Annotated in this window: 15 protein-coding genes; 8 read left to right on the forward strand and 7 right to left on the reverse strand. The window is 34.6% G+C overall.

Features of this window, described 5'->3' with window-relative positions; genetic code table 11:
* Positions 1 to 180: 180 nt before the first annotated feature.
* Positions 181 to 1455, forward strand: coding sequence for a Glu/Leu/Phe/Val family dehydrogenase (locus tag ACWPKD_RS00125; protein ID WP_455410642.1), 1275 nt, complete (start codon positions 181 to 183; stop codon positions 1453 to 1455).
* A 139-nt stretch (positions 1456 to 1594) separates the two neighbouring features.
* On the opposite strand, the gene ACWPKD_RS00130 is transcribed toward ACWPKD_RS00125, so the two are convergent.
* From ACWPKD_RS00130 to ACWPKD_RS00160, 7 genes are all read right to left on the reverse strand, one after another.
* On the reverse strand, positions 1595 to 2146 hold the full coding sequence (locus ACWPKD_RS00130) for a DUF4468 domain-containing protein (RefSeq protein WP_455410643.1): 552 nt from the start codon (positions 2144 to 2146) through the stop codon (positions 1595 to 1597).
* 258 nt (positions 2147 to 2404) lie between these two features.
* A complete protein-coding gene (locus ACWPKD_RS00135; protein ID WP_455410644.1) occupies positions 2405 to 2851 on the reverse strand; it encodes a hypothetical protein in 447 nt (148 codons plus the stop codon).
* Positions 2852 to 2923: 72 nt separating this feature from the next.
* On the reverse strand, positions 2924 to 4120 hold the full coding sequence (locus tag ACWPKD_RS00140) for a hypothetical protein (RefSeq protein ID WP_455410645.1): 1197 nt from the start codon (positions 4118 to 4120) through the stop codon (positions 2924 to 2926).
* Entirely contained in the window at positions 4120 to 6270 is a 2151-nt protein-coding gene (locus ACWPKD_RS00145; RefSeq protein ID WP_455410646.1) for a type II secretion system protein GspD, read from the reverse strand. Before ACWPKD_RS00145 ends, ACWPKD_RS00140 begins: the two co-directional genes overlap by 1 nt.
* Before the next feature lie 33 nt (positions 6271 to 6303).
* The gene (locus ACWPKD_RS00150) at positions 6304 to 7710 is read right to left on the reverse strand and encodes a GspE/PulE family protein (RefSeq protein ID WP_455410647.1); all 1407 of its coding nucleotides are present in this window, start codon (positions 7708 to 7710) and stop codon (positions 6304 to 6306) included.
* A 3-nt stretch (positions 7711 to 7713) separates the two neighbouring features.
* Entirely contained in the window at positions 7714 to 8193 is a 480-nt protein-coding gene (locus ACWPKD_RS00155; protein ID WP_455410648.1) for a hypothetical protein, read from the reverse strand.
* Positions 8193 to 8603: a type IV pilin protein gene (locus ACWPKD_RS00160; RefSeq protein ID WP_455410649.1), complete on the reverse strand. Its 411-nt coding sequence runs from the start codon at positions 8601 to 8603 to the stop codon at positions 8193 to 8195. The genes ACWPKD_RS00155 and ACWPKD_RS00160 overlap by 1 nt, the downstream gene beginning before the upstream one ends.
* A gap of 117 nt (positions 8604 to 8720) precedes the next feature.
* On the opposite strand from ACWPKD_RS00160, the gene ACWPKD_RS00165 reads away from it, so the two are divergent.
* The 7 genes from ACWPKD_RS00165 (at position 8721) to ACWPKD_RS00195 (ending at position 25201) form a co-directional block, all read left to right on the forward strand.
* Positions 8721 to 9254, forward strand: coding sequence for an OmpH family outer membrane protein (locus ACWPKD_RS00165; protein ID WP_455410650.1), 534 nt, complete (start codon positions 8721 to 8723; stop codon positions 9252 to 9254).
* A complete protein-coding gene (locus ACWPKD_RS00170; RefSeq protein WP_455410651.1) occupies positions 9232 to 9840 on the forward strand; it encodes a hypothetical protein in 609 nt (202 codons plus the stop codon). Before ACWPKD_RS00165 ends, ACWPKD_RS00170 begins: the two co-directional genes overlap by 23 nt.
* A gap of 3 nt (positions 9841 to 9843) precedes the next feature.
* Positions 9844 to 14751 (forward strand): hypothetical protein, encoded by a 4908-nt coding sequence (locus ACWPKD_RS00175; protein WP_455410652.1) that lies wholly within the window; start codon positions 9844 to 9846, stop codon positions 14749 to 14751.
* Positions 14752 to 14913: 162 nt separating this feature from the next.
* On the forward strand, positions 14914 to 16416 hold the full coding sequence (locus tag ACWPKD_RS00180) for a tetratricopeptide repeat protein (protein ID WP_455410653.1): 1503 nt from the start codon (positions 14914 to 14916) through the stop codon (positions 16414 to 16416).
* Positions 16417 to 16494: 78 nt separating this feature from the next.
* Entirely contained in the window at positions 16495 to 21036 is a 4542-nt protein-coding gene (locus ACWPKD_RS00185) for a lamin tail domain-containing protein (RefSeq protein WP_455410654.1), read from the forward strand.
* 44 nt (positions 21037 to 21080) lie between these two features.
* Complete coding sequence (locus ACWPKD_RS00190; RefSeq protein ID WP_455410655.1) at positions 21081 to 21512, forward strand: hypothetical protein; 432 nt, start codon at positions 21081 to 21083, stop codon at positions 21510 to 21512.
* A gap of 194 nt (positions 21513 to 21706) precedes the next feature.
* Positions 21707 to 25201: a T9SS type B sorting domain-containing protein gene (locus ACWPKD_RS00195; RefSeq protein WP_455410656.1), complete on the forward strand. Its 3495-nt coding sequence runs from the start codon at positions 21707 to 21709 to the stop codon at positions 25199 to 25201.
* The last annotated feature ends 9 nt before the right edge of the window (positions 25202 to 25210 follow it).

Raw genomic sequence — 25210 nt, forward strand, 5'->3', positions numbered from 1 at the left:
TTGTTACCTAAATATAAATCAATCATAAGTTAATCACAAGTTAATTAAAACTGTGTTAAAGTGTCGCATTTTATTCAAAAAAAAGGTTTCGGATTTATTTAAAAGACATATATTTGCTTGCTTTTTTTAAAGCCTCAAAATAAACAAACAAACAAAATTAAGTTGTAAATTATTGAAACTATGGCAACAGCAGCAAAGCCACAGCCTAGCATGTATGAGAACGTAAAGAATCAGTTCGAGAAGGCGGCTAACGTAATGGGATTGGATGAAACAGTGAAAAAAATCCTTTCCACAACCAATAATGAAATTATTGTACACTTTCCTGTAAAAATGGATAACGGTTCGGTTGAAGTATTCACCGGGTACCGCGTTCAACATAACAATGTATTAGGTCCTTACAAAGGAGGGCTTCGTTACCACCCAACAGTAGATATCGATGCTGCAAGAGCATTGGCTACCTGGATGACTTGGAAAACATCATTGGCAGGACTTCCTTACGGAGGTGGTAAAGGAGGAATCCAGTTAGATCCTAAAAAATACTCTCAGGGAGAATTAGAGCGCATCACGCGTCGTTTTGCTTATGCATTAGGAGATAACATCGGACCGGAGCATGATATCCCTGCACCGGACGTTAACACCAACGCACAAATGATGGCTTGGATTGCAGATACTTATATGTCTACAAAAGCACCGGCTGAGCGTTCAAGAAACCAACACGTTGTTACAGGTAAACCAGTTGGATCAGGTGGTTTGGAAGGACGTGATCGTGCAACAGGATTCGGAGTGGTTGCTACTTTAGAGTCTTGGGCAAAATTAAGAAACACTTCTTTAGAAGGTAAAAAATATATCGTTCAGGGATTCGGAAACGTTGGGTACTGGGCTGCACACTTCATGAACAAAAACGGAGCAATCTTAGTTGGAGTTCAGGATGCTACAGGAACAATCTACAACCCTGAAGGAATCGATCCGGAAGCTTTATTGCGTTTCCAGGCAGATAACGGAACTATCTCAGGTTTCAAAAACACTCAGGATTACAATGGCGCCGATTTCTTCGGAATGGAGTGTGATATCGTAATCCCGGCTGCTTTAGGTAACCAGATCACTGAAGTTAATGCGGATACTGTAAAAGCGAAAGTAATTGCTGAAGGAGCAAACGGTCCTATCGATACAGACGGAGAAGCTATTTTATTGGCAAAAGGAATCGAAATCATCCCGGACATTTTGTGTAACTCAGGAGGTGTAATCGGTTCTTACTTTGAGTGGTTGCAAAACCGTAACGGAGAAATCTGGACTATGGACGATGTAATCATCAAACTGAGAAAGAAAGTAGAAGATGCATTCAACCGTGTAGTAATTACAGGTGGTCAGTACAAAACCGATTGGAGAACGGCTGCTTATATTCAGGCGTTGGTTCGTATCGAAATGGCATACAAACAAAGAGGTATTTTCCCTTAATGGGTTAGCTTATATAACAAAGGCCTGCAGATCATATGATTTGCAGGCCTTTTTTTTGTTGTTAATTGATAGAGGAGAGTGTAAGGCAATAAAAAAGTCCCTAAATCGGGACTTTTATTATTTCATAAAGTAAATAATTTTACCATTCGCTGGAATTAGCATTGGCTTTGCTCATTTCTTTTTTGATATTCGATTTGATGGTACCGATTTCAGCATTAATCGCACCATAGTATGCCGTTAATACTTCCATTGCTTTAGGCTTTTGAGCTGCTTTTTCGGCTGCTGTTTTGTCAAATAATTTTTCAAGCGGTGTTTCGGAAACTTCGGTTTTGGTTAGAATGTTCTTGATTTCGTACTTGTATTTACCGTCTTTTGACATAATGGAAATCGTATAGAACAGTTTTACTTTTACATCGCTTCCGTTGATTTTTACCGTCATGATGGAATATTGCGTATCGGTCACGGATGAAGTTTCAGCATTCTGTTTCAGTTTGTCCTGAGTTACTTTATAGGTGTTTACAAAAAACATTTTAGAGTTTGTAAATAAGTCCGCTTTGGTTTTGCCTTCAGCAGGAACAACTTCGGTAAAAATGATTTGTCCGTTTTCGTTTAAAGGAAAGTCAAATTTTGCTTGTTGTGCCAGCGCACTGAAAGAAATAACTGTTAATAGTGCTAAAAATATTTTTTTCATTTTTAGGGTTTGTTAATAGGTTAATAGAAATACAATATTAGCATATTTTTTAAAATAACAAAGCCTTTAAAAGTTAATTAAAGGCTTTTTTATGGAGTCAAGAGGAGTTTTTTCGAACTTTTTTGATTCTGATTTAAAGTTGCTAATTAGTTTGTATGATTCAAGTAAAACCTTTGAAGAATAGGAGTAGTATCGGATTTGTAAAGAATGAGCTATGGATGAAGATATGGTTTTATCCAACTAAATTAACAATATAAATTATTCCGATTTTTGTATAATAACATCTACAAACAAATCGTCGGAATTATTCTTTAAGTTTTTGATTTTGTAATATTTAGTGTGAATTAATAAACCAAGTGATTTATTTTTTTCAATCTCATTAATCAGTTTTGCAAAACCTTGATATTGACCTTTTAATGTAATTAAATAGCTCTGTATCTTTTTATGTTCTTTTATGAATAGGTGTGGTTCTTTAAAATCAATCAAAGTGAGTTTGTTGGCAACTGTGTTTGAATTGATGATTTTTAATAATTCATTTTGGAATAATTCGTCCTTTATCAGATTGTTTTCGGATAATAAAGAATCCAATTGTGTTTCTTTTGCTTTTAAATTTAAAATCTCAGTATGAAAATCTGCGCTCTTTTCAGATAATTCCTTGCTCGATTTGTACGCGTTATAATAATTGATAGTTTTTGAGAAAGCCAAAGAATAACAAAGGTATAACGCGGCTATAAAGCCTATAATTAAGATCTTATTTTTCCGGTTCAATTTCATCTTTTACTTGATTGTTATCAAAATTGAGAAGTTGGTTTCCATATCTTCATTTTTGCCGAATTGCTTTATTGTAATGGAATCGACAAATTCATTTTTTTTCAAATGATCAATCCAACCCGTGAATTCGTTATTGTTTTTTGTGATGCCTGAAATAAGGATTTCATTTTGTTGAACAATAATTTCTTCGTTTTCCTTAATGTTTTTCTTAAGTGGATTCAGGACAAGTTCGTTAAGAAGAATTGAATTCGGTACGGTTTTTACTAATCTGTTGATTTTTACTGAAGAAGGATCTTCGGATGATTTCAGAATGGTCAGTGCTAATTTTTCTTTTTCGGATACCTTCTTTTTTAATGAATCGAGATTAGTTACAATGTCATTGTTTAAAGTATTAATTTCATTTTCCTCAACTGTTTTTGAGTAGTAGTAGTCGAATGCAAAAAAGTTAATCAGTAATAAAAACAATAAGATACCAAGGGAAACCAATATGCCTTTTTTGAAAAAAGATTCCTGTAAGTATTTGTCTTGGAGTGTACTGTTTTGAATTAAAATATTGCCTTTTATTTTAGTACTTTGGGTGAAGAAGTTTAATATTCCGGAAAAAGCCAAGAGTTGATTACTTTTAACTGTTAATCCGTTAAGATTGTAGTAATTGGCTTTGTTTTCAAAAGTGTTGCTTATGAATTGCTCTTGATTCGCAAGATTTACGGTTTGTGAATTGGTTTGGAATTGTTCATTATCCGTATGAGCTGTAATTTCAGATAAGCAACAGATTCCAAGCCTGATTCCGCAAATCAGGTAACCAAGCTCACGATATGCATCGGCAAGTTTATCAATGTAAATTTTACGGGCAAGAGCAACTACAGAATAATCTTTATGGCTCCATACTTCATAATAAAATTCGTCTTTTTTTAAGTTTGGAAAAGCAGCTATCAGTATTTTGTCTTTGTCTTCCGAAACGCTCTCAACGGTTTTATATAATATTTGGTTCGTGTTGATGGTTAGGTAACAAGGTGTTTTCTTATTTATCCTACTGGATGTCCCATCACCGAAACTGTTAAGTTCGGAATGTGATATGGTAAGTTCTTCGTCTTTTTTTTCAACAACGACGGCTGAGTACATTTCCTTTTCTTCAAAAGAAAAATGTTCAATTCCAAGGAAAGTATTTCCTAACAGTATATTTTGTAATGAAGGGATTTTCATTAATAAATTACAGTTGGTTTAATTAAGACAGTCAGCTTCTTTTTCGAGTCTTCTCTTTTTCTTGAACTGAATAACCATTTAATTACAGGTATTCTGGCCAGTAGAGGGATTCCTGTGCCACTGTCGTTTTTTACTTTTTCTTCAAGACCTCCCAAAACAATTAAATCCTGATCTTTTACTCTGATAATTGATGTGAATTCCCTTGAATTTATTCCCGGAGGAGCATTTTTGTCTACCTTTTGTCCATTAAAACTTGACTGGATTACTTTAATGTCCATTGTTATTTGACCGTCCCCGGATACAAGAGGCATTATTGAAACCGAAAGTTCTGCATCAATAGGCTGGTAGTTTTTTATTTCTGAAGCCTGAGGAATTTGTGAACCGTAAAAATTCTGATTTGTTACCACATAATAAGTGGTTTCTCCAATGGATAAATAGGCCTTATGACCGTTTAAAGTTGAAAGCTTAGGGGAAGAACGAACTTTAAGGTTGCCGTTTGATTCCATTGCCTTCAGATTTAGATAGAAATCCGGTAAAACTTTACCAATGTTAAGTGAGCCAAAACCGTCAAAACGATTGATGATATTGTTAATGGTTTGAGCACCCAAAGTTATATCAGGAGTAGGGTATAATGCTCCTTGTGTTTTCACTGGTTTATCACCGATACCGGCACTAATTCCAGTTTCTACTATGGCACTTCGGTTTACTTCCAGCAACATAACCTCAATCAATATTACAGGGACCGCTTTGTCGATGTACTTTATGAATGATTCGAAACGCTCTATATTGGCAGCCGGACCATTGATTACAAAACTGTTGAGTTCTTTATCAATCTTTATGTCCAAATCTTTCTTTATTTCATCGGGTATTATTGAAAGTATGGATTCACTAGCTGCATTTCCTGAACCGGTTGTTGTGTTGCCTGAATTTTGAAAATTGGCTGAGTTTAGATTACCCTGTGAGTTACTGTAGTTGGAAACCCCTCCTGTGTTAGTAAGTCTTCCGGCGCTTCTTCCTTCTTTTGTAGGATCGGAAAGTAAAGCAATCGATCGGTGCATCAAAGGAATGGATTTAATATTTCGTACTACAAGTTGGTTCTTAGTGCCAAAATAGTAAATGGATCCACTTTTCATAAAAGTGTAACCCTCGCCGCCTGAAGAAGAACTATCGTTGTTAAATTGCGATTGGTTCCCTGTACCTGAGCTGCTATAAGTTTTAGCATCGGTTTTGGTTTCAAAGAGTTTGACAAGTAATTCGTCAAAACTTATGTTTTTGGCTTTAACCGTTGCGTTTCCGGCATTTTCCAAAGGACTTGAAATGAACATGTCAATTCCTAATTCATGCCCAATATCATATACAATGCTTGATATGGGAGTATTTTCAAAATCTACTTCAAGAAGTTTTTTTTCAGTATCAATTATATTGAAGAAAAAGTTTGATTTTCGAGATCTTTGTGGCTTATTCTGGCGGTTTGCTGTGTTTGTTTTATCTGTGTTGCTTTCCGGGGAATAGTTTCCATCCAACTGATCAAACAAATAAAAATTATCCCGTGATTTCGTAACGCTTAGATTATTGGCAAAGGCAAGTTTATTGATGGCGGCATCAAAAGGCATGTTTTTGATGTAGGCTGTCAGTGGTTGGTTTTCCAGTCCCGGAGCAAAAACAATATTTTTACCGCTTACATCCATAATGCGCTTAAAAGAATCGTATAATTTGTCATCTTTTAAGTCTAATGAAAGTAAGTCATTTGAGGAATCATATTCAACTATAATTGGCTTTACAACAGGTTTTTCTTTTGGTTTTTCAAATGGCTTGATTGCTAAAATATTCCCCGTAAAATCGATGGTTAGATTGTATTCCTTGCAAAGAAAAAGCAAAAGATCACTAACAGTAACATCTGAAAAATTGTTTACAATGTTAATTTGATTTAGGGAAGGAGCTACACTAATATTAACTTTATGTACTTCAGAAACTGCGAGTAAAAAACTTGAAAGGCTTGTTTCTTTGATATTGATGTTTACTTTTTCATTTAGGCCTTGAGCATCAGCAGTAATTGCATCCAGATTGTTTTTAATCTGATCAATTCTGTGATCTTGAGCATAAGTGAAGCCATAAATTAGGAATAATACAAAAAAGAATATTTTTTTCATGTCAAAATGTAAAATTGGGAGCAAAGATATAAGTTATTGCATTAGTAATGAAAAAACTTCTTCTGCTGAGGTTATTCCATTTTTTAAGAGATTTATAGCGTTTTTTTTGAGGGTATGGATTTCTTTTTCATCAATATAACTATCGATTGTCAGCTCATGATTTTTAATCAGGGATGATAATTTTTCATCGATAGGGAGAATCTCATAAATTGCTTTACGTCCTGAATATCCTGTTTGATAGCAATGTTCGCAGCCTCCGGATTTATAGTGGAATTCCAAATCTTCCGGGATTGTAAAACCTGAAGGGAAATCGCTTGTCTCGACTGGATGTTTGGTTTTGCAATTTTCACAAAGTAACCGGACCAAACGTTGTGCAACACTTACATTTAGTGTACTTGCCACTAAAAAAGAAGGTATTCCCATGTCGATCAATCGCGATACTGTCGCCCATGCGGAGTTAGTGTGAATGGTTGATAGTACTAAGTGTCCGGTTAAAGCAGCCCTGATGGCCATATTTGCAGTGGCAGCATCACGTATTTCCCCTACCATTATTATGTCAGGATCCTGTCTTAGAAAAGTTCGTAAAGTAGTTGCAAAATCCAATCCGATATTTTCTTTGAGCTGTACCTGATTAATACCTTCCAGTGTATATTCGATAGGGTCTTCTACAGTTAAAATATTTGTGTTAGGCTTGTTAAGATGTTTTAAAGTTGCGTAAAGCGTAGTTGTTTTTCCCGATCCTGTTGGTCCGGAAATTAAGACAATGCCGTGTGGCTTTTTTATGTTTTCCAGATAAGTTTTCAGTTCTTTTTCATTTAGCCCCAACGAGTTTATGTCGATATGGTTGGAGTCTTTGCTCAAAATCCTTAAAACCACTTTTTCACCATGAAGCGTAGGTAATATTGACACCCTTATATCGAAATCTTCCAGATCGGTTTGAACTGTTATTCTCCCATCTTGCGGTAACCTTTTTTCAGAGATGTCTAATTGAGCCCTGATTTTTATTTTATTGATAAGGATCGGGTATTCTTCGTTGTTAATCTGAAATTGTTCCTTTAATTTACCGTCCATACGAAACCGGATTCGTGCTTTTTTTTCATAAGGTTCAAAATGAATATCACTACTGCCGATATCTTTTGCGGATAAAAGGATTTTTTCAAGAAAGTCGTTAGTGTAATGAATTTCCGTTACCTTTTTAGAATCCCTTTTTCGAAAGTTGGTCGATAAATAGCGATTGATATTTTCAGGACTCTCATTTTCCAAAACAAGCGATACACCTAAAATAATGTTTAGCTCGTTCTTAAGATTTTCAAGATCGGAAGAATCTGTTTTAAAACGCAGAACGTTTTCAGTAAAACCCACAGGTATTACTCTGTAACCGTAGGCCTGTTCCGGAGTTATGATTTGTTGAAGATTAACAGGTATTTGAAAACGCTCCATAAATTAATAAGTATAAAGGTATTTGGAACCGGATATGAAAATTACGGCATAAATCACTCCGAAAAAGAAAGCCATATAGCCTGCTAACGGAACTGTTTCATGATTGCTTTTGTTTTTTAAAACAAGATGTAATGTTAGTGAAAAAAACAGGGCGAAAATGAATGTTATAATAAAGGATATAGAGGCAAAAGAAAACGAAATAAATATGAAAAAAAGAATATCGCCTAATCCCAACACTTCGGCTAATTTCTTTTTCAGCCTGTACTTGGCATATAAAAAACAAACACTGGTGAGAAGTGTAATGAAGATCAGATTTGATAAAAATGAAAAACCGCTAATGCTGAAACTTATTTCATTAACATGTATCAGGAATAGGAGTAACCCCATCAACGGATATAAAAAAATGGTTACCATTCTTTCTTTATAATCCTGGATGAATATCGTTAAGAAGCAGAAAAGTAAAACGGCTTTAACAAATAACATTAATCATTGATGGTTTGTTTTGGAACTCCGTTCTGATCGATTTCCCAAACATTGAAAGTCCCGTTTCCGTTAAAATCTGTTACAGCAGTAGCCCTTGCTTTAAATGAATTATTTGAAGTTTCAATGATTTCATAGCTATAGTTTGCATTTCCGTTTTCCTTTACGGTTTTCGGAGTCTCAAAATCAATTTCCTTAAAGTCATTACTGTATTTGGAATACATGAAGTAATGTTGTTTTTCCGCATTGTAAATAGCCTTTAATTGTGTTTGTGCTTCTACACTTTTTGCCTTTGTGATTAGAGGCATTAAGTTAGGTAAGGCAATTAACACAAGTATTCCTATTATGGCTAGAACAATCAGCATTTCCTGTAGGTTGAAAGAAGGTGTTTTTGTTTTGATTTTGAGATGCATATCGATTTATTGTTTTCTAAAAGTGCAAATATATTTTTTTTAAAAATATTTAATATAATGTTTGGGTAAATTAACAATTGTTTCTTAAACTTGCGCCAAATTTATAGTAAGAAAAAAATGAAAAAAATTCAATTGTTTTTGATAGCTGGAGCTTTTATTTTGAGTGGGTTAGCGTTGTATTTTGCTAAATCAGGTTCCGAATTGGTGTATGTAGATGTTAATAAATTAATTGAAGGATACAAGAGGACTAAAGTTGCAAAAGCAGAATTTGATAAGAAAGCCAATGTAATGAAAGGAAATATTGATTCTTTAGTGGCTAATTGGCAAAAAGAATTGAAAAGCTATGAGAAAGAGAGAACTTCGTTGTCTGCAAATGAGTTGAAACTGAAACAGGAGTTATTGTCTAACAAGCAACAGCAAATCAATGGCTATCAGGAAGCAATCCAAAAACAAATTCAGGAGGAAGATAAAAAAGTAACCCAAACGGTAATCAACGATATTAACGATTATGTTAAGGAATTTGGTAAGCGTAAAGGCTACAAAATTATTTTTGGAGCAAGCGGTGGAGGAAACATTATGTATGCAGATGAGTCAACAGATTTAACAGATGAAGTTTTAAAAGGCTTGAATGCTGAATATGATAAAAAATAATCTGTTGCTACTTCTTTTAATTGTCATTTCTTCTTGTAGTAAATCATTCGATACACAGGAAGAAATGTCTGTTTATTTAGAGGACGAAGAAAATGAGTATTGTTACAAGAAGTCTGTTAACGGAGTTGATTATACGTTGCAATACCGCCCAACGGATTTGTTGGTAAAACAAGAGCTGCCTGAAAACTATACTTCAAATCAGGTAGAACAGCTTAGAGAGAAGTACGGGAAATACATTTATTTTAATCTCTCTATGTCGAAAAACAATCAGGAATTGTTAAACAATGTTGCTAGAGACAAGCAACAATTTGGTCAGATGGTTAATGATTTGGCATTTAGGATGGATGAAAAAGTACACTTTTTTACCCCTAAAAAGGATACTTTGGAAATGACAGATTTTATTTATCCAAGAAGGTACGGGATGAGTAATGCAACTAATATAATGATTGTTTATCCAAGAGATGAAAAGTACATACAAGAAGAGTACCTGAATTTTGTAATACAGGATTTAGGCTTATATACTGGTGATGTTAAATTTAAGATACAAACCAAACCATTAAAATACGAACCACGATTACAATTTTAAGATATGAATACTTTTAAAAAGTACCAACGCACGATTGCAACATTCTTTTTGTTGATATTTTTTCCAACAATTTTCCCAACGAATTTGTTTGCGTCGACTAATGGACCTGCTGCTCCTGAAGCAGCTAGTTTTGAGCCAGTCGATGCAACAGATATGGTTAATTTGGTAACAGGTCAGTATAGTTATGTGCTGCCTTTGTTGAACGTTCCAAGCCCAGAGGGGGGATATCCTTTAGCATTGTCTTATCACGCGGGTATTGCTTTAGATCAAGATGCTTCATGGACAGGTTTGGGATGGAATGTAAATCCTGGAGCAATAAACAGAAACGTAAATGGATATCCGGATGATTATAACTCTTCACATCTTAATGAGTATTTTTATGATTCAGGAGGGAGTGAATATGCATCCTTTATTTCGGCAGGGTGGTCATGTGGTGCAGCGTCTGTAGGTTTAGGATTTAATTGGGGGAGTAATCAATCACTTGGAGGTTTTGTAAGTGTAGGGGTAGGTTTAGATGTTGGAACAGCTTCCGTTGGAGTTAGTGTAACTGCGGGATCTTCAGGGTCATCGATTGGTGTAGGCTTACAAACAGCTGGAGGTTTAAGTGTTGGAGTGTCAGCTTCTTCTGATGGTGAAGTAGGTGTGACTGCGGGTTATAATAGTAATGGTAGTGGATTTACTGTTGGTTATAATACATCTGGGACGTATTCATTTTCAGCAAACGCAACTACTGCTACAGGATTTTCTATTTCTTCATCAAGTTCGGGTTCTCATGTTGAGGCTACACTTGGGGGTGTTGGTATGGGAACTTCGTTTAATAACACGATAAGTATGGGGGATTATTCGACAAATTCAAGCAGTTGGATGGTTCCTATTGTTGTGCCAACTCCTGTTGGAATTTTTAGTTTATCGTTTGGTAAGCAAACATTTAAATATTGGTTGTCAACAAACAAGAATAACTTCGTAACGGGACCTTTGAATTTTTATAAAGGTGTAAATAATGTTGTCAGAGAAGTTTGGACACCACCTTACGATCCAGGAGATGATCCGGCTAACACTGGTCCTTCAGTACCAGGTTATTGGAGTCCAGTGCTTGTTGGATATTCCTTTATGGATATTTACGAGGTTTCTGCTTCTAATAATATCTTTTTGGGAAGTTCAAATTTAATTGAAAACAATATGACTTTCCCTGGATTTGATTCTTTTAATGTTCAGGCCCAAGGTTTATCAGGAAGTATGTCCGCTAATATTTTTGAAAATGGGGCTTTGTTCGGATTGTCTAATAATGAAAATAATCAAGGTTATAAGCTTAAGTATAATATCGATGGATCGTCAACAGTTCCTGATCACGCTAATTTTGAAACTAAACCAAATTTTTATTTTGCTAATGAGATAACTTCTTACATTGATGTTAGTTCTGCACAATTTAATTTAAATTCTGCGAATAGTAATATATTGCAACACTACAGTAATGGTGTTGAATTAAATGCAAAACCAAGGGCAAAGACTTCAACATTTATTGAATACTATACTAATGATGAGATAAAAAATAATTATTTATCATTAAAAGATAAAGGTTATTTAAAAGAGAATATTGCGGGTATTAATAGAGAGGGTTTACCAAAAGAAGGAATTGGAGCATTTAAAATAACTTCAGTTGACGGTAAAACCTATCATTATTCGTTACCGGTATATAATCATGAGATCATCACAAGAACATTTGGAACTATTGAGGATAGGCCAAATGAAAGCCAATCATATTTTGAGAAAAGACAACTTGAACCTTATGCAACACACTGGTTGTTAACAGCGGTTACTGGACCTGATTATGTTGATAATGGTGATGGTGTGGCAGGTACTGGGGATTTAGGTTATTGGACAAGTTTTGAATATGGTAAATGGACCGATGCTTGTATTTGGAAGGGACCATCTAAAGATGATTTTTTTAAGGACGAAACAAATCCAAATATTAAAACTTGGGTGAGAGGTAGAAAGCAAGTCTATTATTTGGATAAGGTTAAAACAAGAACCCATACTGCAGTTTTTGTAAAAAAAACGCGTACTGATGCGTCTACTCAAAATTGGGTATATAATTCAGTTAATCATACTAATTATAGTAGCGGGGATTATGTGCATAGATTTACAGTTCCACAACAAAATCCATTGGCTTTAGATAAGATAATTTTATTGAAAAATGAGGATGATACACTCAATAAAGCTTATGGTCCAGACTTGCAACAATCTGTAACTGTTGGTTATCCTAATTCAGATAAGATATCCGAAGTAGCAAAGTACAATATTAAGGACGGAGTGATTGACATGGGGGATAACTGGCAGGAAGTCTTGCCTAAAGCTTTGAAGGTTATTGATTTTGGTTATGATTATAGTCTTGTTAATGGTGATAACAGGTTAACACTCAAGGCTGTTAATTTTAAAGGTAAAGGAGGTAGCTCGGTTTTACCACCGTATAAGTTTGAGTATAACAATAATAGCTCGCCTTTAGATATAAACAAAATGGATGATGGTTGGGGTTATATGGTAGAACAGCCTGAGGCATATTCTTTAAGTAGGATAGTTACTCCGGACGGGGGCAGCATAAATGTCGAATATGAGGGGAATAAGTGTAAAAGTTTAATGCCACATTCATTAGTGTTTTCTAATTTGAATTTAAGCAAATTTAAATCAACAATGCCAACCTATGCCAATGTGAATGATATGTCGAATAAAACAGTAATTATTGATGTTGGTAGTGCTAACGTATTTTCAATTCCAATAGGTCAAGTAGTATCCATTGAATTATTGAGAGACTATGTGTGTTTTAATGATTTGTTTTATTATTATAGGTATAGTGGGGCGGGGCACGTGACTGAAAATTTAGGAGGTGGTAAGTATAAAGTACTATTTGATCAAGATGTTTACCTGACACATGATCATCACGGTCCTCATAGCACCTCTGGAACTAATCCGTGTAATATGGATCATGTGAATGGTAATATTGCTATTTATGGACCAGCTTATTATCATCAGATAAAAGTAACAATGAATTTACCTAGTACACATGTGTTTTCATCAGGAGGCCCTAGGGTTTCAAAAATTAAAATCAGTGATTTTGGTAAGCAATATATTACAGAGTATAAGTATGGTTTGGGTGGAGATGGTATAGGTTATGTTAGTTATATACCTTACACTCAAAATACTTCGAAAGAAGTCCCGTATAGTGCGGAATTGCCTGCACCTAGGGTAATGTATGATTATGTTTCTGTTACATCAAAAGACCAATACAACCAGTCTATAGGGGGGAATCTTTATAAGTTTAATATTATGAAAGATAAGAGTCCTAATTCGGTTAAATACGGTGATTTTTATGAGATAACAAAAACAGTTAATAATTTTACTAATACCGTTGCCGATAAAACAGTTAGTGTGGGTGATTTTGTTGTAAAGGATAATTTAGCTGCAATTGGTCAATTGTTAGAGGTTACTACATTTAATTCCAAAGGGCATAAATTGTCTACATTTTCTAATAATTATTATGGTATGACACAGATACCAAACAATATTGGAGTTCAAAAGGAGTCATATCAAACATACAAAACAATCGATTATACTGATAACACTAATACAAAGGATAAATGGGTTGTAAATTCGACTACAAGAATAAAGTATCCTAATATACTTAAATCGTCGACTGAACAAAAGGATGGGTATACATTTGTTACTGAGTTTAACGATTATGATTTAATATCTGGAATTTCGAAAGAACAAATTCATACTTCTAGTGAAGGGAGGATATTTAAATCCAGAATTGTTCCTGCTTACATTAAATACCCAGATATGGGTAGTAAGGTTGACAATATTGATAATATTAATATGTTGTCTCAAACGACCGCAAATTATTCTTATATATTTGACAATGGTGTTTGGAAAGAGACAGGTGTAGGTATAACAACCTGGAGTAATCAATGGAATTATCAAGATATTGGAGGTGATACATCGACACCAATTAATTCAAAAGAGAAAATTTGGCGCAAGCATAAAACTTATGTCTGGAATGGTGTTGTAGACAACAATGGAATTTTTCAAAATTATAACAGTGCAACCGATGATAGTTTTAATTGGACTGTTGGTGTGGGATCTCAGCCTTCACAATGGAAACAAATTTCTGAAGTGACACGATATAATCATTTTTCAAAGATGCTGGAAGCAAAAGATATTAATAATAATTACATGTCTACGAAAATGGGGCCTGATGATTCAAAAGTTATGGTGAGCGGGAATGCTCGTTACAATGAAATGTATTATGCTGGTGCTGAGAATATAATGCATGGTTATTGGTTAGAGCCGGAGGTTAGAATGCAGAATGGTATTCGTACAGATGAAAAATCGCATACCGGAAAATATTCCGTGAAGACAACTTCGGATTCTCAATTAGGTATTTTCATGCGTAATGGTCACAGGGCAAGTAAATATAAGCTCTCAGTTTGGGCGCATAAAGATAATGTCGATAAGGCAAGGGTAAGATGGTTTAATAATGATGCGGGTAACACATTCCAGTTCAATGGTGAGAAATACTATGCAGGTGATTGGGTATTATTGACTCATTATATTGATCGCCATTTCATGGTTAATACCAATGCATTTTTCTATGTGAATTCGATAGACAGCACTCCGGTTTATTTTGATGATTTAATGTTGAGACCTATTGCATCATCTATGACAGGTTATGTTTATAATGAATTCGATGAACTGACCTATATAGTAGGAAATAACGGATTAGCTACTAAGTTCGAGTATGATGCAGCTGGTAGGTTGACTAAGACATATATTGAAGTAGTAGATGATCCGGATAATGGACTAGTTGGAGGTTTTAAGAAAAAGACTGAAAATAAAATACATTATAAAAATTTATAAAAAAGTTATATATATAATTTGGTAATTTAAAAAGAAACTGTAATTTTGAAAGCATAAGGAGAAGTATCTTAATTAAAAGAATTTACACGTGAGTGTGCAATTTTTGCTTGTTTTAAACAATCAATCAGCTCTTCTCCTTTTCTTTCCTATCACCATATATTTATGAGTTCACTTTCAAGGAAAGATTTTCTTCGTTTATCATCTTGGGCTGCATTGGCAACATTGCTTCCGGTTGGAGAAATTCAAGCACTCTCTTTTGTTTTAGAGTCACCAAACAAGCCTAGTCAGGATAATTTTCTTCAGGCTATTGAATTGGCAAAAACAGCCAAAGTTCATTTTTATAAAAAAGAGTATGCCAAAGCTGAAGATTTATATAAGCAATGTATCAGTTTAGCTCCTAAAGCAATTCGCTTTTATGATAACCTGGATAATGTTTATGGCGCGCAAGGTCAATTTTTAAAATCTGTAGAACTTTACAAAAACGGCTTACAAGTCAATATGGATAATGTAGCCTTTTACGATAGAGCTGCCAGATCATTAATGAGAATAGAGCTTGGTTACAAAAAGATCGCTTCCCAGTATCGAACCCAAATTAACTCCAATTCACTTTTGCAGGATGCCTTAAAGCTTTATGATGAGGCTCTTATACTTGATCCTACAAAGAAATATTTGTCAGAAGGTAAAAAGAAAATTGAATATAAAATTTCCAGTAATGCATTGAATATTGATTTTAGAAAAGATCAAAATCAAAAAACGTTAAAGAAGCAAAGAGCATTAGTGGTTAGACAAAATTTTAAGGCATTACCTATAACAACTTTGGAGAGTCAACTGCTTTCATTTGAAAGTAAGAAAAGGGCACAACTTTATTTTTTCAATGAAGTTAAAACAAGAGAGAAAAATATAACGACTCAAAAGAAAAGAATCCTTAGTTTACTAGTTGATAAGTATTCTGTTGTTGGTAAAAATGAAGAGGCCATTTTAAACGTTAAAAAATTAGTTGAAGCTGATATTGCAGATCATGGTTCAATTCGTAAGATGAAAACTGTTTTTTATAAAAATGGATTGTATACTGAATTTATTGATTATAAGAAAAACCATGCTGACAAAGTAGAAAGAGTTTATCCGTATTTGGGATTATTAGACGCTATTCAGGTAGCTTTGGAAAAAGGAGGTGGAGATGTTAAGTTGGCCCATAACGTAGCTGAAGATTTGCTTAAAAACTGGGGCTTAATGGAGAGTCTGGCTATTGATGTGATTGACAAATACAACAAGATCCTAGTTTATGATAATAAATTTAATATCGCAAAATTAATTACAGAAAAGGCCCTTGCAAAGATTGAGACAAATAATCATGAAAGGATTAATAAAATTTTGAACTCCTATGCAAGATTGTACATGTCACAAGGAAACTATGATGAGGCTATCAGAATATTAAAAACTGCCATAAGTGAAGATGTTGATATAAGTAATGGAATTTCAGATTTAAATTCTGTAAGTACTCTGGCATTGAGGAAAAAAATCAATGATTTTAAATCTAATAGGGTTTTATATTTTCAATTATATAAAGTCAATTCAGTAATTGGGAATCAGAATGAAATGAATAGAATAGTTGCTTTATGTAAAGTGAACGATCCTGCTAATACTTTCTTAAAGAATAAGAATTAGATATGGTCAATTACGTTAAAAACGATTTGGGAAACAAACAAAATATCATTTAAAAATTAATGGAATAATTCCTGTAGAATGAAAAAACTTGTATTTTTTTTAATAGCGGTTTCTTTTGCTTTAAGGTTAAATGCCCAATGTGAAAACAAAGGATCAGTAGTCATATCTGAGATTTACTTCGATTCCCATTATAATGAATCTATAGATAGCAAATACCACCATTTTGGTGAGTATATTGAGCTTTTCAATTCGTCTGATCAGGAAATTGATTTAAATGGTTGGTTAATAAAAGACAATCATACTGAGTATACAATTAGAGATTTCTATGGTGATAATACTAATTTGGTTATCCAGCCGGGAGGGTTTAAACTTATAGTCTTTTCAAGATTTTATGCTGCTCCTCATGATAATTGGTATTATGAAGAAGCCCCTAATACCGGTTTTGAAAGCGCTATTGGTGCCAGAGAAAAATTTGTTGAATTATTTCCACAAGCTGCGGGTCATGAAACCGATATCATTTTGCAGGATAAAATGGTATTGTTTAACTATACGGATAAAGTTTCCTTGTATAGTAATCATGGAAGGCTAATCCATGAAATCAGTTATAAAAATGGCCCTCAAGATTCGGTAGGAGATCAAGATATTTTGGACTACATGGGAACGAGTTCCATTTCGGTATATTTTAACGATTATTTTTGTAATTATAATGGTGGTGTTTTTAACGCCCCAATTGGAGAGGTTCCTGTATTGGACAATAATGGTAATCCTGTATTAGATGGTGATGGGAATCCAATTTTACACATGAATAATGATTATTTGAAAGCTATATACCTTGCTGATCCTCAAAATTATTATTATTTTCAGGACAAGAATATTCAGATTGCTACAGCTACACCTTTTAGTTTGCCTTTTTCGGTAACTTTATTACCTGCCAGTCCCTTTCTTTTTTATAACTTCTCAGAGCAAAACTTGAACTGGACTCATTCGGTTTCCTATGATGTTAACGGAAATAGAGTAGGAGAATCCAGATCTTATTTTGATGATTTAGGTAAACCTTCAGTATCACTTTCAAAAGATTTTTTGACAGATAAAGTATGGGGAAGTGAAACCACTTATGATAGTTTTGGCAGAATTGACAAAGAATCATTTCCGGTTGCAAGTTGTTTTGGCTTTGACAGGGTAGATTTTCTTTCCGAACCTTCTTTATATTCGGATTTTTTAGTCAGAAGGTATAGTGATAACAATACGGAAGAGCCTTTTCAGGCAACGGCTACACATCCTTATTCACAAAATAATTATGATTCTTTAAATCCAGGGAATGTTATTAATGTGGTAGGGGGAAATCAAATTAACGGACAATGGAAAACAGGATTTGTCTACACAATGCCAGCAGCTCAAGAAATGTACTATGCTTTTGGTAAAAACTATTATAATGGCCTTGTAGTTGCTCAAGGTGAAGAGGTGATTACTAAATTTTATAAGACTATTTCCATTGATGCTCATGGTGTTGAAAATGTTGTTTTTACTGATGGTGAAGGGAAAACTTTAGCCACAGCACGTTCAGGATCTGGAACCCAGTATCCGGTTGTTTCATTAATCGGGACACAAGGTTATGTGGATGTTCATATACCTGCAAATACAACAGGTGCCACATTAATTGGAAACAGTAGTAATTATAAAGTTTGGGACTTAAAAACGGGGAATTTGTATACGGGAGCCTTAGTTGGAGGTAATGTTTACCGCATTGAAGCAGTCACCACACCAATTATAAATCCTAAATCATATGTGACTTCTTCAGGAGGGGTAACATATGATTCAGGAGCGTTAGGAGTTGTTTACAATGTTAATTATTACGATTATTCTTTAAATTATTATAATGCCATAGGTCGGCTTACAAGAGTTGTTCAGCCAAAAGGTTACCAGCATAACACCACAATTGTTGCAGCTCCTCAGCACATGAATTATTCTACAGGCTATTATTATGATACATTAGGTAATGTAACTCAGATATCATCAGCTGATCAAGATTATAATCTTTATGCTTACAGAAAAGACGGACAAATCCGTTTTTCATATAATGACATGCATGAGCAAGGTTTATACATAAGTACGAATCCAGGGACACCAACAATGGCATACACGGAATATGATGAATACGGTAGACCTACTGAAAGTGGAATATGTGACGGGGATTGGTACACTTATAAAGATATTCCAGATGCGCAATTACCTAACAGTTTGAGCCGTTATGAAGGGGTGCTAATTATATATGACTACCCAGAAAATTATTCAGTTGATGCACAGTACCCTCTGCCATTATCAACAGTGCTTTCAGGAACTGGTTTATCTATATCTAATTACAAACAAAACAATCTCGCTGGTAATGTAGCAATAACACATACTTTTAACCCTACAACTTCTACAACATGGTACAGCTATGATATCTATGGAAGAGTGGAGTGGATGTTACAGAACATAACAGGATTAGGGGTGAAGACTGTTCATTATAAATATGATGCTAACGGGAATGTAAAGAAAGTGATTTATCAGAAAGATGTGGCTTCCGAGATGTTTGTGCACCAATATACATATAATTTAAATGGAGTCTTAGTAGCTGTGGAAACTTCAACAAATGACCACACTTTTAAAAAACAGGCAGATTATGAATATTATCTGGACGGGAAGTTAAAGCGGGTTAATCTGGCTAATGGTTTACAAGGCACAGATTATGTCTATACTTTGGGAGGTATGCTAAAGAGTATCAATCATCCAAGTTTAGATCCTTCTAAAGATCCCGGTGGTGATTCCAACGATGTTTTTGGTTTGACTATAGATTATTATAATGGAGATTATTTGCGTTCTACTAATAACATAACCACTTCTACAACAGGCGCAGACAATTATGACGGGAATATTAAAGCTATCCGTTGGTCAAATAAATCATTAGATGTTCCTAATCCAAATGCAGCTGTTACACTATCTAACAGTGCCAGTCAAAAAGGGATTATGTATTCCTATAACAACAATAAATGGTTGACGGGTACTTCTTATGGTAATGCGACAGCAACTACTATTTCTCCTTTAAATAAATTAAACGAACAAGGCATTGCTTATGATAAAAATGGAAATATTACATCTTTACAAAGAACCGATGCTACTGGTGCAGTAGTGGATAATTTAACCTATAATTATAATAGTGGAAATAATCAATTGTTAAGCGTTACTGATGCAATAATCGCTGCCTCAACAGGAGAGCATGATTTATCATCTGGACAAGGAGCAAATAACTATCAGTATGATGTTTTGGGAAGGCTTTCTGTGAATGTGAAAGATAATGCAAAATATGAGTATAATGCAGCAGGTTTGACAACTAAAGTTTCTGTAAATACGACAAACAATCCTATTGTTAAATTTTATTATAATGAGATTGGACTTCGTATTAAAAAAGAGAGTTTCAATCCGTCCGTAAATAATCAGTTGCTTTCTACGGATTATTATGTTCTGGATGCCTCAGGTAATACCATGGCGGTTTATACAAAACCTGCCTCTTCTGTTGTAGCGTTAAATGAATTACCAATTTATGGCGCTTCAAGATTAGGAATTTATAACAAAGCAACCGGTAAAGAAAGTTATGAACTTAAGGATCATTTAGGAAACGTAAGGGCTGTCATTAAAAAACCTGAATTATGGGAAAATCCATTTACTATAATGTTGGCCTATGCTGATTTTTACTCTTTTGGGGAGCAGTTACCAAGCCGAACATCTTTAAACGGGAATTACCGTTATGCTTTCCAGGGGCAGGAAAAAGACATTGAAACAGGTATGGAGGCTTTTCAATTACGATTATGGGACGGACGTATTGGTCGTTGGTTAAATCCAGATCCATATGGACAGTACCATTCTCCATATATGGGAATGGGAAACAATCCGATTAATAAGATTGATTCTGATGGGGGATATGATACTTGGCTGGAAGCTTTTGGTTCATGGTTTCTTGGTGGCCTTAGAGGTAGTATTGTTAGAAATCCTTCTGAAGATAATACAGATCCAAGTAAAAAGTATGGAATACAATACAAAGCTGGTTATATTGGAGGTTATGTTGACGGTTCCAATTTGAGAGAAATAGGTATTCCTGCAATTAGATATCATGATAGAAAAGAATTAGGTGTAACAGTATATAAAATTCCAAGTTTAGGAGGTGGAGGAATTACTTTGCCAACATTTAATGGTGGAGGAGTTATTTTTGCAGGGAGTTACGATAAAAAATTATTGCAACACGAAAGAGGTCATGTCGAACAGATTAGAGAGTTAGGTACTTTCGGATATCTAAAAGATGTAGGTGTTCCAAGTATTTATAATATAATCGAAAATAATTTTGAAGAAGATCAATTTGGGAAAATATCTTATAGCGTCCCTCATGAAGAATTTTATACGGAAACGGATGCTAATATTAAAGCATTTTGGTTATACGGAGGTGATTTTTATCATAGAGAGAGGGCTAAAGGGGTTGAGCCTTATAATCCTTTAATTGGAAGGGTTTCAAAATATGATGCTTTTGAAAGAATACAGATATATTTTGATTTAATAATAAATGATTATCAAAATATTCCTACAAAGTAGTAAAGGGTATGATTTGTTAAACTAATCTTTAATTAAATAATATTATGAAAAATATATTGTTTTTCCTTGTTTTTATAGTCTTTGTTAATTGTGATCCAGGTGACGACAAGTTGAGAATAATTAATAATACAAATCATGTTATAGTTATAGGGGATAGGTTATGGCTTCCTAAGCCTGAAATGTATTCAAATGATAAATCAGCTATTGATAATTTTGATTTTAAAGTAAATCAAATAAAGCCAAAAAGTAGTCTGAAATTGATAAGAAAGGGAGATTGGGAAAGTAGATTTTTGGAGAATGATACGATTGTAATTTTAGTTTTTAATAGAGATTCTATTATCGAGAAGAGGTTGAAAAAACCTTCTGAAAATTATGATATTGAACAAATAATTTATGTCTCCAAAAAATATGTTGAATTAAATAATTGGACAGTTAAAGTAGATTCGGCTATCAACCAAAAAATTATTAAAATTTGAAGTTATTTTGATTAGCAACCCTTGGTGTTTTAAAAATTCTTGACTTTGAGTTGTATTAAGATAGAAGCAATTACGATAGTTGGACTGTTCCTTTATAGAAAAATAAAAAACTATAACTAATATAAATGTTGCAGTTTTTTATTTGAACTTATCTTGATATAGTAAAAGATTATTTTGTGAAACACTTCATTACTATGAAAAACCAATTTATTTTATCATATTTTCTTTTTTTTACACTATTAACCTTCTCCCAAAACGAAGCCAACATCTGGTATTTTGGCAGACATGCAGGATTAAGTTTTACGGGAGGAGGTTCACCAACACTCCTTTTGGATAGTGCTATGAATGCTCCTGAGGGCTGTGCTGTAGTATCAGATTCTTCAGGACAGTTGTTGTTTTATACTGATGGGAATACAGTATGGGACAGGACACATACGATTATGCCAAATGCCGCGCTGGGGTGGAACGATGGTATAACCCAATCAGTATTTGTTCTTCCAAAACCTGGGAACCCTTCCAGGTATTATGCATTTTCCGTAGGAACATTTTCCTATAATCCTGCTGAAAATCATGGGCTCATGTCTGTAGAAATAGATATGAACCTGAGAGGAGGGTTGGGAGATGAAGATACCTCCACAATTACGCAACTTATTCCGGTTACATGCGAAAAAATAACAGCTGTTAAACATGCCAACGGAATTGATACCTGGGTTATTGCACATGAGTGGGGGAATAATAAATTTTATGCTTATCTGGTTTCAGCCTCAGGTATTTCAGCTCCGGTAATCAGTGCTTTGGGAGTATATTATAACGGGTCACCATATTGGTCTTCGAGCGGTTATTTAAAAGCTTCTCCGGATGGAACAAAATTAATGTGCGTCAGTAGGGAGCTACCCTCTCAACTTTTGGATTTTAATGCTGCTACGGGAGTTATTTCCAATTTTACACTTTTTTACACACCTGTAAATTCCCACGATGGTTATTATGGCGTGGAATTTTCTTCTTCCGGAAGGTATTTATACATGACCAATCCATGGGAAAACACAATTTGTCAGTTTGATATGACAGCTCCAAATGTAGAAGCAAGTAAAATAACGGTTTATACAGGGGCTAACCCTCTTTATGGTTTGCAAATGGGGCCGGATGGGAAAATATATGTAGCACAACCATCTGATTATGCAACTGAAAATAACCATTATCTTGGTGTTATTAATAATCCCGAAGGGTTAGGGGTTGCCTGTGACTTTGTACCGGATAGTGTTTTTTTAGGCGGTCCTACTCATCGATCTGGAGAAGGTTTTCCCAATTATGGACATTATTATTATACTGGAGCAAATATAATAACTCAACAATTTTGTTTAGGGAATCCAACATCTTTTAGCATAAGTTCCACACAACCGGTTTTAAGTGTATCATGGGATTTTGGTGATGGTAATACTTCTAATGCAGTCAGTCCATCATATAGCTATGCTTTGGCGGGATCCTATAACGTTACGGCAACTATAACCACTGCTAACGAAACAGTTGTGAAAACCAAAAATGTTGTTATCGTTACTACGCCTGTTGCAAATACCATTACGAATGTCAGTATATGTGGCAATAATAATGATACTTATAATTTAAGTAATCATACAGCACAGTTACTTGGAGGACAATCCGCTGCAAACTTTAATATAGCTTATTTCAATACACAGGCAGACGCGGTTAATCATACTAATATTTTACCGTTAAATATCCCTTTGTCTATAGGAACAAGAACATTTTATGCTAAAATATTTAATGCACAGAATAGAAGCTGTTATGCTATTACAAGTTTTGCAGTTACATTAAATGAGCAGCCTGTAGCGAATCAGCCTTCAGATTATGTAATCTGTGAAAGTGCTCCTTACAACAATACAGAGCAGTTTGATTTGTCTACAAAGGTGAATCAGGTTTTAAACGGTCAGAGCCAAACAAACTTCTCGGTTTCTTTTCATCATTCACAAAGTGATGCTGATAATGATTTAAATCCGTTACCTTTCACCTATACAAATGCAGCACCGACGGAAACTGTTTTTGTAAGAATTGAAAATAATAATGCTGCCAACTGTTTTGCAACTACATCATTTATCTTAAAAGTAATTCAGCAACCGACTCTTTCGTCAGTTTCAGATTTTCAGATTTGTGATGATACCTCAAACGACGGTTTTGCCTTATTTGATTTGTCGCAAAAAACAGCTGATGTACTTAACGGGCAATCATCGGCAATTTTTGAAGTTAAATACTACTTAAATCAGACAGATGCGAATAATAACTCTAATCCGATAACTACGCCTATACCAAATAGTATCAATCCACAGCAGGTTTATTATTCCATTTCCGCAATCAGCAATTCAAATTGCAGAGTGATTTCGAGTTTTAATTTGGTTGTAAACCGCTTGCCTATAGCAAATCAGCCAAGTGCAATGTTTGTTTGTGATGATGTTAGTAATGACGGAAAAGAGTTTTTTAACCTGAGTAGCAACAATACCGCAATTATAGGCTCCCAGCAAGCAGCTGACTATACGGTGTCTTATCATCTATCAGGTACTGATGCCGATAACGACATAAATCCGATTATGGGTAATTATCAGAATCTTAGCAACCCGCAAACTATTTACGCCAGAATCGAAAATAATCAGAATCGATTGTGTTTTGCCACAACATCTTTTCAAATAGGGGTTTATAAGATGCCTGTTGCAAACCAGCCTTCTAATCTGGCGGTTTGTGATGACGGTTCAAACAATGGATATGAAACATTCGATCTTAGTACTCAAAACGCAATTGTTTTAGGAACACAATCAGCTACGGAATATAGTGTCAGTTATCACAGGTTGATCAGCGAGGCACAAAGCGGAATAAACCCATTACCATTAAACTATGTTAATGTTCAGAATCCGGAGACCATTTATGCAAGAGTTGAAAACAAAATAAGCCGTTTGTGTTATGCCGTAACATCCTTTCAGCTATTTGTAAGACCGGAGCCACAGTTAAATATGACTGATACATATTCTATCTGTGAAGGAAGCTCAATTACAGTAACCGCACCTTATGGTTTTAGTACTTATTTATGGTCTAACGGAGATACAGATAATACAACGGTTATTTCAGAGTCCGGGAACTATTCTGTTACCGTTTCTCATAATTATGGAGATGTTCTTTGCAGCACAACTAAAAGTTTTGTAGTGTACAATTCCAATATTGCAACCATAACCGAGGTGGCAATTTCAGATTGGACATCGGGACAAAATTCAATCAGTGTTTTTGTTACCGGTGATGGGGATTATGAATACTCTTTGGATGGCGTGAATTATCAGGACAGTAATCAGTTTCATAATTTGCTAAGCGGGGAATTTACCGTTTTCGTAAGGGATAAGAAAGGATGCGGCATTGAGACAGAAGAGGTTTATTTACTGATGTATCCAAAATTCTTCACGCCAAACGCAGATGGTTTTAATGATTTTTGGCAAATCAAATTTGCAAATCATGAGCCTAATCTCAGTATACAAATATTTGACCGTTACGGGAAAATCCTGAAACATTTTAGCGGTACTAGTAACGGATGGGATGGTACTTTCAATGGGCAGTTATTGCCTTCATCGGATTATTGGTTTGTTGTAACCAGGGAAAACGGTAAGCAGTATAAAGGACACTTTAGTTTAAAAAGATAGCGTTTCTAA

It is taken from the genome of Flavobacterium pedocola (genome assembly GCF_053764385.1).